The sequence below is a fragment of the Micromonospora sp. SL1-18 genome, assembly GCF_047921505.1.
Taxonomy (GTDB): Bacteria; Actinomycetota; Actinomycetes; order Mycobacteriales; family Micromonosporaceae; genus Micromonospora.
The window spans coordinates 1-15485 of sequence record NZ_JBLROA010000097.1; the positions used below are offsets into that span (position 1 = coordinate 1).

The 15485-nt window shown below is 71.2% G+C and carries 17 protein-coding genes; 13 read left to right on the forward strand and 4 right to left on the reverse strand.

Translation table 11 applies throughout. The features are described 5' to 3' along the window. Positions 1–74: 74 nt before the first annotated feature. Positions 75–254, reverse strand: coding sequence for a CsbD family protein (locus ACNAW0_RS28070; protein ID WP_416291034.1), 180 nt, complete (start codon positions 252–254; stop codon positions 75–77). 173 nt (positions 255–427) lie between these two features. Between ACNAW0_RS28070 and ACNAW0_RS28075 the strand changes: the two genes are divergently transcribed. Next, positions 428–1039, forward strand: a complete 612-nt coding sequence (locus ACNAW0_RS28075; RefSeq protein WP_416291035.1) for a histidine phosphatase family protein — start codon at positions 428–430, stop codon at positions 1037–1039. On the opposite strand, the gene ACNAW0_RS28080 is transcribed toward ACNAW0_RS28075, so the two are convergent. The 3 genes from ACNAW0_RS28080 to ACNAW0_RS28090 all read right to left on the reverse strand — a co-directional run bounded on the left by ACNAW0_RS28080 (position 969) and on the right by ACNAW0_RS28090 (position 3944). Continuing rightward, entirely contained in the window at positions 969–1475 is a 507-nt protein-coding gene (locus ACNAW0_RS28080; RefSeq protein ID WP_416291036.1) for an Lrp/AsnC family transcriptional regulator, read from the reverse strand. The genes ACNAW0_RS28075 and ACNAW0_RS28080 overlap by 71 nt on opposite strands. Before the next feature lie 220 nt (positions 1476–1695). Continuing rightward, on the reverse strand, positions 1696–2838 hold the full coding sequence (locus ACNAW0_RS28085; RefSeq protein WP_416291038.1) for an acyl-CoA dehydrogenase family protein: 1143 nt from the start codon (positions 2836–2838) through the stop codon (positions 1696–1698). Beyond that, a complete protein-coding gene (locus tag ACNAW0_RS28090) occupies positions 2835–3944 on the reverse strand; it encodes a M24 family metallopeptidase (RefSeq protein ID WP_416291039.1) in 1110 nt (369 codons plus the stop codon). Before ACNAW0_RS28090 ends, ACNAW0_RS28085 begins: the two co-directional genes overlap by 4 nt. A gap of 150 nt (positions 3945–4094) precedes the next feature. Between ACNAW0_RS28090 and ACNAW0_RS28095 the strand changes: the two genes are divergently transcribed. From ACNAW0_RS28095 to ACNAW0_RS28150, 12 genes are all read left to right on the forward strand, one after another. Further along, on the forward strand, positions 4095–4499 hold the full coding sequence (locus ACNAW0_RS28095) for a VOC family protein (RefSeq protein WP_416291040.1): 405 nt from the start codon (positions 4095–4097) through the stop codon (positions 4497–4499). After that, entirely contained in the window at positions 4496–4777 is a 282-nt protein-coding gene (locus tag ACNAW0_RS28100; RefSeq protein ID WP_416291041.1) for an ArsR/SmtB family transcription factor, read from the forward strand. The genes ACNAW0_RS28095 and ACNAW0_RS28100 overlap by 4 nt, the downstream gene beginning before the upstream one ends. Next, complete coding sequence (locus tag ACNAW0_RS28105) at positions 4777–5163, forward strand: VOC family protein (protein ID WP_416291050.1); 387 nt, start codon at positions 4777–4779, stop codon at positions 5161–5163. Before ACNAW0_RS28100 ends, ACNAW0_RS28105 begins: the two co-directional genes overlap by 1 nt. A 57-nt stretch (positions 5164–5220) precedes the next feature. Then, on the forward strand, positions 5221–5601 hold the full coding sequence (locus ACNAW0_RS28110) for a YccF domain-containing protein (RefSeq protein ID WP_416291042.1): 381 nt from the start codon (positions 5221–5223) through the stop codon (positions 5599–5601). A 227-nt stretch (positions 5602–5828) separates the two neighbouring features. After that, positions 5829–6581 carry an FkbM family methyltransferase gene (locus ACNAW0_RS28115; protein ID WP_416291051.1) on the forward strand — a complete coding sequence of 251 codons (753 nt, stop codon included), beginning with the start codon at positions 5829–5831 and terminating at the stop codon, positions 6579–6581. 220 nt (positions 6582–6801) lie between these two features. Further along, entirely contained in the window at positions 6802–7872 is a 1071-nt protein-coding gene (locus ACNAW0_RS28120) for a LacI family DNA-binding transcriptional regulator (protein WP_416291043.1), read from the forward strand. A gap of 93 nt (positions 7873–7965) precedes the next feature. Then, on the forward strand, positions 7966–9645 hold the full coding sequence (locus ACNAW0_RS28125; RefSeq protein WP_416291044.1) for an ABC transporter substrate-binding protein: 1680 nt from the start codon (positions 7966–7968) through the stop codon (positions 9643–9645). A gap of 97 nt (positions 9646–9742) precedes the next feature. After that, entirely contained in the window at positions 9743–10897 is a 1155-nt protein-coding gene (locus ACNAW0_RS28130; protein WP_416291045.1) for an ABC transporter ATP-binding protein, read from the forward strand. Then, positions 10894–11874 carry an ABC transporter permease gene (locus tag ACNAW0_RS28135; RefSeq protein ID WP_416291046.1) on the forward strand — a complete coding sequence of 327 codons (981 nt, stop codon included), beginning with the start codon at positions 10894–10896 and terminating at the stop codon, positions 11872–11874. Before ACNAW0_RS28130 ends, ACNAW0_RS28135 begins: the two co-directional genes overlap by 4 nt. A 3-nt stretch (positions 11875–11877) precedes the next feature. After that, on the forward strand, positions 11878–12933 hold the full coding sequence (locus tag ACNAW0_RS28140; protein WP_416291047.1) for an ABC transporter permease: 1056 nt from the start codon (positions 11878–11880) through the stop codon (positions 12931–12933). Further along, on the forward strand, positions 12930–13937 hold the full coding sequence (locus tag ACNAW0_RS28145; RefSeq protein ID WP_416291048.1) for an ABC transporter ATP-binding protein: 1008 nt from the start codon (positions 12930–12932) through the stop codon (positions 13935–13937). Before ACNAW0_RS28140 ends, ACNAW0_RS28145 begins: the two co-directional genes overlap by 4 nt. Positions 13938–13987: 50 nt before the next feature. After that, positions 13988–15400 (forward strand): GH1 family beta-glucosidase, encoded by a 1413-nt coding sequence (locus ACNAW0_RS28150; protein WP_416291049.1) that lies wholly within the window; start codon positions 13988–13990, stop codon positions 15398–15400. Positions 15401–15485: the final 85 nt, after the last annotated feature.

Consider the following 15485-nt stretch of genomic DNA (forward strand, 5'->3'; position numbering starts at 1 on the left):
TCGACGGTAGGCCCGACGCAGCCCGGGACACGCGGCGGCGGGCCCCCGAGTCCGGGAGCCCGCCGCCGCACGGGTTACTTCTCGAACGCGTCCTTCACGTCGCGGCCGGCCTCCCGCTGGCGGTCGTGCGCCGCGCGTTGCTCTCGCGCACCCTCCGCCTGCATGCGCTGGTTGTCCGTGGCGTCGCCGATCCGTTCCTTGGCGAGGCCGGTCATCTCCTGGGCCTTCGCCTTGGCCTTGTCGGTGAAGCTCATGGCACTCCCCTCCGTTGGCGCGCTGCCCGGGTCGCTCGACCCGCTCTCCCTGACGGCGTCCCCGCGGGTGCCTTGCTGAAACGCGGTTGGACGGTGTGGCCGGCGGCACCACCCGTAAGGCGTCCTAGGACACTAGGTGAACATCGGGACGGGGTGCCTGGTTAACTGGGTGAATGGGAGAGATCCTGCTGATCCGGCACGGCGAGACCACCTGGAGCGCCGGCCACCGGCACACCTCGTACACGGATCTGGAGCTGACCCCCGACGGGGAGCGGCAGGCCCGCGCGCTCGGCGTGCTGCTCGACGGCCGCCGCTTCGTCCGCGTCCTGTCCAGTCCCCGGCAACGGGCGACGTGCACCGCCCACCTCGCCGGGCTCGACGTCGACGCCACCGACCCCGACCTGGCCGAATGGAACTACGGCGAATACGAGGGCCGCACCACGGCGGAGGTCCACAAGGAGAATCCGCACTGGAACATCTGGACCGACGGCGCGCCCGGCGGGGAGTCGCCGGCACAGGTCGGCGAGCGTGCCGACCGGGTGCTGGCCGCGATCGCTGCCCTGCTGGACCGGGGCAGCGTCGCCCTCGTCGGCCACGCGCACAACCTGCGGGTGATCGGCGCCCGCTGGATCGGCCTGCCCCCGTCCGCCGGTGGGCTGCTACGGCTGGACACCGCCACCGTCAGCCTGCTCGGTCACGAGCACGGACGGCAGGTCATCCTGCGCTGGAACCAGCCGGCTCCGCAGCCGCCCGAGACCGCCCCCGCTCAGGCAGCTCGGCACTGAGCCGCGGCGGCCGGTGCTCGTACGGCGTGGAGAGCACCACCGTGGTGCGGGTGGTGACGTTGGCCGCCGTACGGATCTCCTGGAGCACCCGCTCCAGGTCCGCCGGGCTGGCCACCCGCACCAGCAGCATGTAGAAGTCCTCCCCCGCGACCGAGTAGCACGAGTCGATCTCGGGCAGGTGGGCCAGCCGTTCCGGCGCGTCGTCCGGCTGCGACGGGTCGAACGGCCGGATCGCCACGAACGCGGTCAACGGCAGGTCCAGCGCCTCGAACGAGACGCGCGCGCCGTAGCCCTTGATGACGCCGCGCTGCTCCAGCCGGCGGACCCGCTGGTGCACGGCGGACACCGACAGCCCCACCCGTTCGGCGAGGTCGGTGTACGACAGCCGGCCGTCCACGGTCAGCGCGGCGACGATGGCCCGGTCGATCTCCTCCACGGCAGTCAACCTACAGGCATCGGGGCGGTCATCGGGAACGCCGGTTGCCCTGGGCCGCGCCGTCACTCGGCCCCCCGCCGTCCTGCGGCCGCCGCCTGCCGGTCCAGGTGGTCCTCGAACACTCCGATCTTGAAGCGGCCGCCGGCCGGTGGACGAGCGGAGCGCCGCCGCGTAACCCGGCCCAGCGGCCGGGGCCGGCGGCGTGCCGGCCCCGGCCGCCTCAGCTCTTCGCCAGGGCGCGAGAGATCACCAGCCGCTGGATCTGGTTGGTGCCCTCGACGATCTGGAGCACCTTCGCCTCCCGCAGGTACCGCTCGACCGGGTGGTCGGCGACGTAGCCGGCGCCGCCGAGCACCTGCACCGCGTCAATCGTCACCCGCATCGCCACGTCGGTCGCGAAGAGCTTCGCCTTCGCCGCCTCGATCGAGTACGGCCGGCCGACGTCGCGCAGCCGGGCGGCGGCCAGCACGAGCGCGCGGGCCGCGGAGATCTGGGTGGCGTGGTCGGCGAGGGTGAAACCGAGCCCCTGGAAGTCGATGATCGACCGGCCGAACTGCTGCCGCTGCTTCGCGTAGTCCACCGCGTAGTCCAGGGCGGCCTGGGCCAGGCCGACCGCGCAGGCGGCGATGCCCAGCCGACCGGAGTCCAGTGCGGACATGGCGATGGTGAAGCCCGCCCCCTCGCCGCCGATCAGCCGCTCGGCGGGCACCCGGGCGTCGTCGAAGGCGATCTGGGCGATTGGGGATGCGCGCAGGCCCATGGTCCGCTCGGCGGCCTGCGGGTGGATCCCGGGGGTGTTCCGGTCCGCGAGCAGGCAGGAGATGCCCTTCGGGCCGGGGCCGCCGGTGCGGCAGAAGATGTTGTAGAAGTCCGCGACCCCGGCGTGGGTGATCCACGCCTTGGTGCCGGTGACCACGTAGTCGGCGCCGTCGCGGACCGCCCTCGTGGTCAGGGCCGCGGCGTCGGAGCCGCCCTGCGGCTCGGAGAGGCAGTACGCCCCGAGCAGTTCCCCGCCGATCATGTCGGGCAGCAGCTTGCGCTGCTCGTCGGTGCCGAACTGGGCGAGCGGGTAGCAGGACAGGGTGTGGACGCTGACCGCCTCGGCGACGGCGAGCCAGCGGCCGGCGAGGATCTCCAGCACCTGCAGGTAGACCTCGTACGGCTGGGCGGCCCCGCCGTGCTCCTCCGGGTACGGCAGGCCGAGCAGGCCGGCCCGGCCCAGGGTACGCAGCACCTCGCGGGGGAACTCGGCGCGCTCCTCGAAGCCGGCGGCCTTCGGGGCGAGCTCCCGGTCGGCGAGTTCGGTGGCGAGGTCCAGCAGGTCGTGGGCCTCGTCGGTGGGGAGGATCCGGTCGACAGTCATAGCGCGATGAGCTCCGTGGGGGTGGTGTTGAGCCGTTGCCCGCCGTCCGTCGTGCAGACGACGATGTCCTCGATCCGGGCGCCGTGCCGCCCGGCGAGGTAGATACCGGGTTCGACCGAGAAGGCCATGCCGGCCTCCAGCGGCCGGGGGTTGCCGGCCACCACGTACGGCTCCTCGTGGGTGTCCAGGCCGATGCCGTGGCCGGTGCGGTGCAGGAAGGCGTCGCCGTAGCCGGCGGCGGTGATGAGGTCCCGGGCCACCGCGTCGACCGCCTCGGCGGTCACCCCGGGCCGCACCGCCGTCACCGCCGCCCACTGCGCCTCGTAGAGGACCGCGTAGTAGTCGGTGAACTCGGCCGGGGCGGGACCGCCGGCGACGTAGGTGCGGGTGCAGTCGGAGCGGTAGCCCGAGGCCATGGTGCCGCCGATGTCGACCACCACCGGCTCGCCGGCACCGATCGGCCGGTCGGACGTGCTGTGGTGCGGGCTGGCCCCGTTCGGCCCGGCGGCGACGATGACGAAGTCGACGGTGACGTGGCCGGCCGCCCGGATCGCGGCGGAGATGTCCGCTGCGACCTCGGCCTCCGTCCGGCCGGGGCGCAGCCACTCCCCCATCCGCCGGTGCACCGCGTCGATCGCCGCGCCCGCCTCGGCGAGGGCGGCCACCTCGGCGGGCGACTTGCGGATCCGCAGCTCCCGCAGCACCTCGGAGGCGAGTCGCTGGGCCGCGTTGGGCAGCGCGGCGCGCAGCGCGAGGACCTGCTCGGCCCACATCCGGTCGGCCAGCCCGACGGCGGCCACCGGGCCGGGCAGCGCAGCCCGGACCAGCGGGTACGGGTCGGTGCCGTCGGCGTGGTCGACGATGCGTACGCCGGTGGTGGGTGCGGCTTCCGCCGCGGGCCGTTCCAGGGCCGGCACGATCAGGGTGGGCTCGCCCTCGACGGGGAGCACCAGGCAGGTCAACCGCTCTGCCACGCGCGCGTTGTAGCCGGTCAGGTAGCGCAGGTCGGAGCCGGGGGTGAGCAGCAGCGCGTCCAGCCCCGCGGCGGCGGTGGCGCGCTGCGCGGCGACCAGCCGCTCGGCCGGGTACAGATCGTCGGTTCCCACCCCCTCAGCTTAACGGTCGTTTGGGCGACTACGGGAGTCGGTCGCCGACCCTCCCGGACACGCGGCGTCCACCTTTGACATGCAAGTGATTACTTGCCTAACCTGTCGGGCAGACGCCGGCATCCGGCTGGTCGACGATGGGGGCAGGCAATGGCCGACAACGACACCGCGCTCACCCCGTTCCTGATGTTCGAGGGCGCCGCCACGGAGGCCATGGACTTCTACGTCTCGCTGTTCGACGACGGCGAGATCCTCTCGATGACACGTCGCGGCAGCGACGACTCCGGCGCCGACGGCGGCGTACACCTCGCCGAGTTCAGGGTGGCGGGGCAGCGGTTGCTGTGCAGTGACAGCGCCGTGCACCACAATTTCTCGTTCACCCCTTCGCTGTCCCTGTTCGTGCGCTGCCGGGACGACGCCGAGCTCACCCGCCTGCACAAAGCACTCGCCGAGGGCGGACGGGAGCTCATGCCCCTGGGCGACTACGGCTTCAGCACCCGCTTCGCCTGGGTGAACGACCGCTTCGGGGTGTCCTGGCAGCTCAACCTGCCGTGACCGACGTGTTCGCCGCGATCGCCGACCCCACCCGCCGGGCGATCCTCGACGAACTGGCCGAACGGGACGGCCAGACCCTCTTCGAGATCTGCGCACGGCTGACGACCAGGCACGGCATCGGGTCCTCCCGCCAGGCGATCTCACAACACCTCGACATCCTCGCGCAGGCCGGCCTCGTGCGCTTCGCGCGAGGCGGCCGCTACAAGTTCGTGCACGCCGACTTCGGACCGCTGCGCGCGGTCGTCGATCGGTGGCCCATCCCCGAGGAGGGACCGTGATCCGCGTCAATCTGGCCAGCGTCTTCGTCGACGATCAGGACAAGGCGCTCGCCTTCTACACCCAGGTGCTGGGCTTCGAGAAGAAGACCGAGGTCCCGCTCGGCGAGCACCGCTGGCTCACCGTCGTCTCCCCCGCTGATCCCGACGGCGTCGAGCTCGTGCTCGAACCCGCCGGCCATCCGGCGGTCGGCCCGTTCCGGCAGGCGCTCATCGACGACGGGATTCCGTTCACCTCGTTCGCCGTCGACAACGTGCGCGCGGAGTACGAGCGGCTGCGGGCGCTCGGCGTCGAGTTCACCCAGGCACCGCTCGAGATGGGCGCCGTCACGACCGCGGTGCTCGACGACACGTGCGGCAACCTCATCCAGCTCGCGAGCCGCACCTGAGCCCCAGCCCGGCCCCCGGCTGCCCGACCGTTGCGCGGCCCGGCCACGATGGAACGCGTGCTCCGTTTCATATTGAACCTGTTGTGGCTCGTCTTCGGTGGCGGCTTCGTCCTCGCGCTGGGCTACGGCCTGGCCGCGCTGATCTGCTTCGTGCTGGTGGTCACCATCCCGTTCGGCGTGGCCTCGCTCCGACTCGCCTCGTACGCGCTCTGGCCCTTCGGCCGCACCCTCGTCCCCAAGCCGGGCGCCGGAATCGCCTCCGGCCTCGCGAACGTGCTGTGGGTGCTGCTGGCGGGCTGGTGGCTCGCGCTGTCGCACATCGTCGCCGGCGTCGGCCTCTGCGTCAGCATCATCGGGATCCCCTTCGGGGTGGCGAACTTCAAACTCGTGCCGGCGGCACTCTGGCCGCTCGGCCAGGAGGTCGTCGACACTCCCTGATTCCGGCCCTCGCCCACACCCAGATCATGGGAACGGCGGTGTCTCCTGCTTGGGATGCCGCCGTTCACGGCGTGGCGGGTCACCACCCCTACGGCATCCTAGGAGGCTGGGCTCATCGGTGGAGCGCCGGTTGACTGAATGGCCCGCGGGTTCGCGGCGGCGTGGCTACGGTCGGAGCAGTGGGCGGTCATAACGGGGTGATCGAGGCACTCAAGGCGGATCCCGCCATGTCGGGCCTGCGCCGGTCACTGGAGGCGTACTACGGGGACCCGGCCCGGGAGGCGGCGATGGACGCCTTCTACGCGCGCTTCGTGCGCCCCGGCGACCTGGTGTTCGACGTCGGGGCGCACGTCGGCGACCGGCTCGGCAGCTTCCGCCGCCTCGGTGCCCGGGTGGTGGCCGTCGAGCCCCAGCCGCTCTGCGTCCGGGCGCTGCGCGCGCTCTACGGCGACGACGACCAGGTGGCCGTGGTCTCGGCCGCCTGCGGGGCGCGGGAGGACCGGGTCCGGCTGCACGTCAACTCCGCCAACCCGACGGTCTCCACCGCGTCCCCCCACTTCGTGCGGGCCGCGGCCGGCGCCGGCGGCTGGGCGGACGAGACCTGGGACGCCGAGATCGAGGTCGCCACCACCACGCTCGACCGGCTCATCGCCGCGCACGGCGTACCGGCCTTCGTCAAGATCGACGTGGAGGGGTTCGAGGATGCCGTGCTGGCCGGGTTGAGCCGCCCGCTGCCGGCGCTGTCGTTCGAGTTCACCACGATCGCCCGGGAGTTGGCGCCGCGCTGCCTCGACCGGCTCACCGGGCTCGGGTTCACCGGGTTCAGCGTCGCGCTCGGCGACGAGATGGGCCTCGCCCTGCCGGACTGGCTGCCGGCGGCGGAGGTGGCGGCGTACCTGCGGGCGTTGCCGCACGAGGCCAACTCCGGCGATGTGTACTGCGTGTCCGAGGAGCGCTCCCGGCGCCCGGCAACCCCGTAGGCCGGGCGACCGCGCGGTGTCGACGCTGCGGCGGCGGGCAGGTTCGCGATCCACTCCGGACCCGGCGCCACGCTCACTTTTTTAAGCTTTTGAACTTAGCCATGTTTTGTTACCCGGCCGTGATTGACGCGACCGGCACCACTTCGATTCACTGCGATGCAACCGGTTCCGCAACCGGTTCCGAAACACCCGCCCCGCCGCTGCGACCCGGGAGCGTCACGTGCCGATCACCATCGCCGATGTCGCCGCCCGCGCGGGGGTGAGCAAGACGACGGTCTCCCGGGTGCTCAACGGCAAGGGCGAGGTGCACGCCCGCACCGCGGACCGGGTCCGCGCCGTCATCAGCGACCTGGGGTACGTGCCGAGCGCCCGCGCGGTCGGCCTCGCCCGCGGCCGGACCGGGGTGGTCGGGATGCTGGTGCCCACCCTGACCTGGCCATGGATGGGCGAGGTACTGCAGGGCGCCGTCGACATGGTGGAGAGCGCCGGGTACGGGCTGTTGCTCTTCACGTGCAACCGCGGCGAGGAGTCCCTGCGGCAGTTCGCCTCGCAGGTCTCGGCGAAGTCGTTCGACGGACTGCTCGCGATCGAGCCCGAGGGCAGCCTCGACTACATCGCCGAACTGCACGACCGCGGCCTGCCGGTGGTCCTCATCGACGACCGCGCTCGTCAGCGGCCGTTCCCGTCCGTGGCCACGACCAACCACAGGGGCGGCGAGTCAGCCGCCCGCCATCTGCTCGAGCTGGGGCGGCGCCGGCCACTGGTGATAAAGGGTCACGAGCAGTTCGGCTGCACCCAGGAGCGGCTGGCCGGCTTCGCCGAGGCGTACGACGCGGCCGACCTGCCGTTGGATCCGCGGCTCGTGGTCGAGGGTGACTTCACCTTCGACGCCGGCAGCCGCGCCGTCAAAGGGCTGACCGAGGCCGGCGTCGACTTCGACGCCGTATTCGCCCACAACGACCTCTCGGCCGGCGGCGCCCTGCAGACGATCCGCGAGACCGGCCGCAGGGTCCCGGAAGATGTCGCGGTCGTCGGTTTCGACGACATCCCGTACGCGGCGCACACCGAACCACCACTGACCACGGTGCACCAACCGATGCGCGAGATGGGAGAGGCCGCGGCCCGGATGCTTCTGTCGCACTTCGAGGGTGTGCCGCTGCCGGGCGCCCCCAGCATCATTCCCACCACCCTGATCGTCCGAGGCTCGACCGGAGCGTCCGCACCGGCCGACCGCCGAGCCGTCGGGCCGCGCCGGCCCGAGCCGGAGCCGTTCCACCAGCAGATCCGCTGACCCCTGGCGAGGCGTCCCGCACGCCCCGCCGTGGTGAGGCACACCCGTTCCGCCGAAGAGCCCACCGAATCCCACCACGACCGGGAGGAACACATGCGCGTCAGACGCAGCCTCGCTCTCGCCCTGGCGAGCGTGACGGCGTTGGCCACGCTCGCCGCCTGCGGCGACAGTCCGAACGCGAACAAGAGCAAGGGCCAGGCGGCCACCGTGCTGAACGCCGGCATGCCGAACGGTCCGCAGGCCGAGAACCACAATCCGTTCCTCACCACCTCGGCTGCTGCCTCGCTGGGCTACCGCTGGCAGCTCTACGAGCCGCTGATGATGTGGAACCCGGTCAAGCCGAGCGACCCGATGAAGCCGTGGCTGGCCACCAAGGCCGAGTGGTCGCCGGACTACACCTCGGTCAAGGTCACTATCCGGACGGACGCCACCTGGTCGGACGGTCAGAAGCTCACCGCCGAGGACGTGGCGTTCACGTACAACCTGGTCAAGAAGTACCCGGCGCTGAACGACCAGGGCGTGCCGTACACGGATGCGACGGCGAGCGGCAACGAGGTCACGATCAAGATCGCCAGCCCGCAGTTCGTCAACCAGCAGAAGGTCCTGTTCCGGGTGCCGATCGTTCCCAAGCACATCTGGGAGAAGATCAGCGACCCGACGACCGACCCCAACAAGCAGCCCGTCGGCAGCGGCCCGTACACGTTGAAGTCCTTCACCCCGGCCACCACGACCCTCAGCGTGCGGGACGGCGGATACTGGCAGGACCTGCCGAAGGTCAAGGAGCTGCGCTTCACGTCGTACACCGACAACAGCGCGCAGACCACCGCTCTCGCCAACGGCGAGTCGGAGTGGAGCTTCGTCTTCATCCCCAACTACAAGGCGGTCTTCGTCGACAAGGACCCGGCTCACCACAAGGTGTGGGCGCCGCCGGTCCTGGGCATCCACGGCCTGTACGTCAACACCACGAAGAAGCCGTTCGACGACCCGGTGTTACGCCGGGCGATGAACATGGTCATCGACCGCGAGGACATCTTCAACACCGCCGAGGCCGGCTACTTCCACCCGCTGGTGAAGAGCGTGACCGGTCTGCCCAGCCCCGCCGGTGACCCGTTCATCGCTCCGGAGTTCAAGGGCCAGGAGCAGAAGGTCGACGTCGACGGCGCCAAGGCGCTGCTCACCGGCGCCGGCTACAAGCTCGACGGCAACACCCTCAAGGACAAGACCGGCAAGCCCGTCAAGCTGACCCTGACCGACCCGGCCGGTTGGTCCGACTACCAGACCAGCCTTGAGATCGTGCGGGACAACCTGTCCAAGATCGGCATTTCCGCCACGGTCGACAAGGCCAACCAGGACGCCTGGTTCCGGAACGTCGAGCAGGGCAACTTCGACGCGACCTTCCGGTGGACCGAGGGCGGCGCAACGCCGTACGACATCTACCGGACCGTCATGGACGGCGCGCAGCTCAAGCCGATCGGTACCGCCTCCCCGGCGGGCAACTTCGGCCGCTTCAACAACCAGCAGGCGACCGATGCGTTGAAGGCCTACGCGAACGCGACGGACGAGGCCGCCCGTACCGCCGCGCTGAACGCCCTGCAGAAGGTCTTCGTCGAGGAGATGCCGATGATCCCGGTCGGCGCGGACAACATCGGTGGTGCGTACAGCACGAAGAACTGGACCGGCTGGCCGGACGATTCGAACCCGTACGGCGCGATGCAGCCGACCCAGCCCAACGCGTTGGACGTAGTCCTGCACCTCAAGCCCGCCGGCAGCTGATCCGCGACACCGCCTCCCGGTCGGTTGCGGGCCGACCGGGAGGCGGTCACCGCACAATCCTCGGTGACGAAGACACCCCGAAGACAGGAAACTCGGCATGACGTTGAGCGAGAGCACGGCGGCGCCGGTCAACGAGGTGGTGCTGGAGGCCGTCGGCCTGACCAAGCATTTCCCCGTCCGCAAACGGCTGCGTGATCTCTTCTCCCGAACGCCGGCAGCCGTCCACGCCGTCGACGACGTGTCGTTCGCGCTACGCCGTGGCCGGGTGACCGCGCTGGTCGGTGAGTCCGGATCCGGCAAGTCCACGGTGGCCCGGCTGCTGGCCCAGCTCTACCGCCGCACCGCCGGCGACATCCGGCTGCACGGCGTGTCGACCCGGGTGCGGGGTGGCGGGGCGTTCCGGTCGTACGTGCGACGCGTCCAGCTGATCCTGCAGGACCCGTTCGCGTCGCTCAACCCGGTGCACACGATCCGCTACCACCTCACCCGGTCGCTGCGGATCCACGGCAACGCCGGCCGCACCGCCGAGGACCTGGACAAGGCCCTCGCCGACCTGCTCACCCGGGTCAGCCTCACGCCACCCGAGCGCTACCTGGACGCATTCCCCCACGAGCTGTCCGGCGGTCAGCGGCAGCGCGTCGCGATCGCCCGGGCGCTCGGTGCCGCCCCGGAGGTGCTGCTCGCCGACGAGCCGGTCTCCATGCTCGATGTCTCGATCCGCCTCGGCGTGCTCAACCTGCTGCGGGACCTCAAGGAGCGGCTCAACCTCGCCGTCCTGTACATCACCCACGACATCGCCTCGGCCCGCTACTTCGCCGACGAGACGATCGTGATGTACGCCGGCCGCATGGTCGAGGGCGGCGACAGCGAGACGGTCACGCAGCACCCGGCACACCCGTACACCCGCCTGCTCATCGGGTCGGCGCCCGATCCCGACAGCATCACCGGTGCCGCGGCTGCCGCCCTGCAGGACCGCGGCAACGGGGAGCCGCCGAGCTTGATCCAGCCACCGGCCGGCTGCCGGTTCCACCCGCGCTGCCCGCACGCCATGCCCCGCTGCACGGTCGACCTGCCGCCCCGGCTGGAGATCGCCGACCGGCCTGACCACTGGGCGGCGTGCTGGCTCTACGACCCGGCCACCGTCGCCGCCGAAACCCCCGGCTCCGCCGCTCCCGACTCCGCCGGCACCGTCCCGCCGCCCCCGGCGCTGGTCCAACCGGAAGGCACCGCCACGTTGGGGGAGGTTCGATGAGGTTCCTGCTGCAACGCGTCGCCTTCTACCTGTTCACCGCGTGGGCGGCGATCACGCTCAACTTCTTCATCCCGCGCATGATCCCGGGCGACCCGGTCCAGGCGCTCATCTCGCGTAACCAGGGCCGGATCAGCGCGGACGCCATCCAGTCGCTGCGCGTGCTGTTCGGGCTGGACAAGAACCAGAGCCTCGGGGCGCAGTACCTCGACTACTGGAAGCAGCTCTTCCAGGGCGACCTCGGGCTGTCGTTCACGTTCTTCCCGACGCCGGTGTCGACGGTCATCGGCGACAGCCTGCCGTGGACGGTCAGCCTGGTCGGCATCACCACGATCGTCAGCTTCTTCCTCGGCACGGCGCTCGGCGTCGGCGCCGGCTGGCGGCGCGGCTCGTGGATCGACGCCCTGCTGCCGGCCACGACGTTCCTGTCCTCGATCCCGTACTTCTGGCTGGGTCTCGTCGCGATCGCCCTGTTCGCCGGGCCGGGCAGCTTCTTCCCGTCGTCCGGCGGCTACGAGCCGGGCCTCGTGCCGGCGTTCGACCAGTACTTCATCCCGAGCGCGATTCAGCACAGCATCCTGCCGGCCGCCACCATCCTGGTCTCCTCGATGAGCGGGTGGCTGCTGAGCATGCGCAACATGATGGTCACGGTGTCGTCCGAGGACTACATCACGGTCGCCCACGCGAAGGGCCTGTCGGAGCGCCGCGTGGCCCTGAGCTACGCCGCCCGCAACGCGCTGCTGCCCAACGTCTCGGGCTTCGCCCTGTCGCTCGGGTTCATCGTTGGCGGCACCCTGCTGGTGGAGATCGTCTTCTCCTACCCGGGTCTCGGTTTCCAACTCTTCCAGGCGGTTGGCTACAAGGACTACCCACTGATGCAGGGGATCTTTCTGATCATCACGATTTCCGTGCTGATGGCGAACCTCATCGCCGACGTCGCGTACCTGCTTCTCGACCCGCGGACCCGAAAGAGTGGTTGAGCGATGACGATCTCACCGTCGAGTATCGAGCAGGTCATCCCCGGCCAGGGCGCGATGGCTCAGCCGTCGGCCGCGCCGGGCAGATCGAAGCGGCGTCGGTTCCGGTTCCTGGCAAACGCCAAGACCGCGACCGGCCTGGTCGTGCTGGCCTGCTACGGCCTCTTCGCGATCATCGGTCCGTGGGTGGCGCCGTACAACCCGGACGGTCGCAGCAGCGACGTCCTGCAGGCGCCGTCGGCCAGGCACTGGTTCGGCACCACCCATCTCGGTCAGGACATCTTCAGCCAGATCCTGGTCGGTACCCGCAGCGTCGTTCTTGTGGGCCTGATCGCCGGGGTCCTGGCGACCATCCTGTCCATCATCATCGGCGTGACATCCGGCTATCTCGGCGGGTTGGCCGACGAGGCCGGTTCGGCGCTGTCCAACGTGTTCCTGGTCATCCCGGCGCTGCCGCTGATCATCATTGTGACGTCGATCGTCGAGCAAGCCAGCGACACGCTGGTCGCGCTCATCATCGGGTTCACGTCGTGGGCGTGGGGCGCCCGTGTGCTGCGCGCGCAGACGCTGTCGCTACGCCGCCGCGACTATGTCGAGGCGGCGCGGGCCACCGGCGAGCGGACCTGGCGCATCGTTCTGTTCGAGATCCTGCCCAACCTCACCGCGATCATCGCGTCCGGCTTCGTCGGTACGGTGATCTTCGCGGTCATGTCGGAGATCACTCTCGCGTTCATCGGCATCTCGTCGGTCTCCTCGTGGAACTGGGGCACGATTCTGTTCTGGGCGCAGGGCCAGCAGGCGCTCGCCCAGGGCGCCTGGTGGTGGTTCGTCCCGGCCGGGCTGGCCATCGCCCTGCTCGGCACCGCCCTCGCGCTGATCAACTTCGGCATCGACGAGTTCGTCAGCCCGCGGCTGCGCAGCAGCGGCGGGGCCCGGATCCGCACCGCCGACGGGCGCACCGCGCGGATGCGGGTGGGCTTCACCCCCGTCCTGGCGCCACCCGCGGCCGTCCCGGCCCAGCGCGGGATGCCCGCAGTCCCGAACGAAGGAGGGCACCGATGAGCGAACCGGCCCTGGAGGTCCGCAAGCTCTGCGTCGACTACGGGCTCGGCGACGAGGCGGTGCACGCGGTACGTGACGTCGATCTGACCCTGCACCGGGGCGAGGTGCTGGGGCTGGCCGGAGAGAGCGGCAGCGGCAAATCCACCCTGGCGTACGGGCTGACCCGGCTGCTGCCGCCGCCCGGCGTGGTCAGCGGCGGCCAGGTGATCTACCACCCGGTCGACGGCCCACCGGTCGACGTGCTGACCCTGACCCCCGCCAAGCTGCGGCAGTTCCGCTGGGCGGAGACGTCGATCGTGTTCCAGGGCGCGATGAACTCGCTCAACCCGGTGCACCAGGTCTCCACCCAACTGCTCGACGTGATCAAGGCGCACGAGCCGCGGAGCACGGCGGCGGGCCGGCTGGCCCGGGCGAAGGAACTGCTGCGCCTGGTCGGCATCTCCGCCGACCGGCTGGACAGCTACCCCCATCAACTCTCCGGCGGCATGCGGCAGCGCGTCATGATCGCCATGGCGCTGGCGCTGGAACCACAGGTGGTCATCATGGACGAGCCGACCACCGCGCTCGACGTGGTGATGCAGCGGCAGATCCTCGGCCAGCTCGCCGAGCTGCGGCAGCGGCTGGGCTTCGCGGTGCTGTTCATCACCCACGACCTGTCGCTGCTGGTCGAGTTCTCCGACCGCATCGCCATCATGTACGGCGGCCGGATCGTCGAGGAGGCACCCGCGGCAGAGCTGTACCGGCGCGCCCTGCACCCGTACACCGACGGGTTGTTGCACTCCTTCCCGGCGCTGCGCGGCCCCCGCCGGGACCTGACCGGCATCCCCGGCTCGCCGCCGGACCTGCGCGCCATGCCGAGCGGCTGTGCCTTCCACCCGCGCTGTCCCCGGACGTTCGAGCCGTGCGACGTGGACCTGCCGCCGCTCGGCCCGCCCGGCGACGACCACCCGGGGCGCGCCGTCGCCTGCTGGCTGCATCCCGCCGCCGAGCCGGTCGCCCGCTGACCACCACCGCCCGACCGAACAACCACGACCGTGCAGAACCGAGGAGAACCATGGATATCGACCTCACCCACCCGATGACCACCGGGCAGGCCGACCCGATCGACACCCTGCCGCCGAACTTCCGGTGGGGGGTGGCGACCTCGTCGTACCAGATCGAGGGCGCGGTGGCCGAGGACGGCCGCACGCCGTCCATCTGGGACACCTTCTGCCGCGTCCCGGGGGCGGTCGCGAACGGCGACACCGGCGACGTGGCCTGCGACCACTACCACCGGATGCCGCAGGACGTGGCGCTCATCGCCGAGCTGGGACTGGACACGTACCGGTTCTCGGTGGCCTGGCCCCGGGTGCAGCCGGGCGGGCGCGGGCCGGCCAACCCGGCCGGGCTGGCCTTCTACGACCGGCTCGTGGACGAGCTGCTCGGCCGGGGGATCGACCCATGGGTGACGCTCTACCACTGGGACCTGCCGCAGGAACTGGAGGACGCGGGCGGCTGGCCGCACCGGGACACCGCGTACCGGTTCGCCGACTACGCCGAGCTGGTCTTCGCCGCGCTCGGCGACCGGGTGAAGACCTGGACCACGCTGAACGAGCCGTGGTGCTCGGCGATGCTCGGGTACGCGTACGGCCAGCACGCGCCCGGCCGGCGGGACCTGGGCGACGGTATCGCCGCCGCCCACCACCTGTTGCTGGGCCACGGGCTGGCGGCGCGGCGGCTGCGGGCGGCGGCGAAGAGTCCGATCGAGCTGGGCATCACGGTCAACCTGGCCACCGCCGACCCGGCCACCGACAGCCCGGCCGACCGGGACGCCGCGCGGGCGGCCGACGGCCTGGGCAACCGGCTCTACCTGGACCCGCTGTTCCACGGCCGCTACCCGGAGGACGTGGTGGCGGACCTGGCCGCGGAGGGCGTCCGGATCCCGGTCGAGGACGGCGACCTGGCGGTCATCGCCATCCCGATTGATGTGCTCGGCGTCAACTACTACTTCGGGCAGCTCTTCTCGGGCGTGGACGAGCAGGGCCGGGAGCGGGACGACCAGGGGCGGCCGGTGCGGCGGGTCGTCCGGCGGGACCTGCCGCGCACCGCGATGGACTGGGAGATCGTGCCGGACTCCTTCACCGACCTGCTGGTCCGGCTCAGCCGGGACTACCCGGGCGTGCCGCTGGTGATCACCGAGAACGGGGCGGCCTTCGACGACCGGCCGGACGCCGACGGGTTCGTGGCCGACGACGACCGGGTGGCGTACCTGGCCGAGCACCTGCGGGCGGTGGCTCGGGCCCGGCAGGCGGGCGCCGACGTACGCGGCTATTTCGCCTGGTCGCTGCTGGACAACTTCGAGTGGGCGTACGGCTACGACAAGCGGTTCGGCATCATCCGGGTGGACTACGACACCCAGCGGCGGACGCCGAAGCGCAGCGCCCACTGGTACCGGGACACCGTCCGGCGGGTGCGCGGCGAGCGCTGACCCGGCTGCTCGTGGCCGGCGGGCCGGCGGCGTTTCCCGTCGCCGGCCGCGGCTCAACGGGCCCGGGCGCGCGGCTCAACGGGCC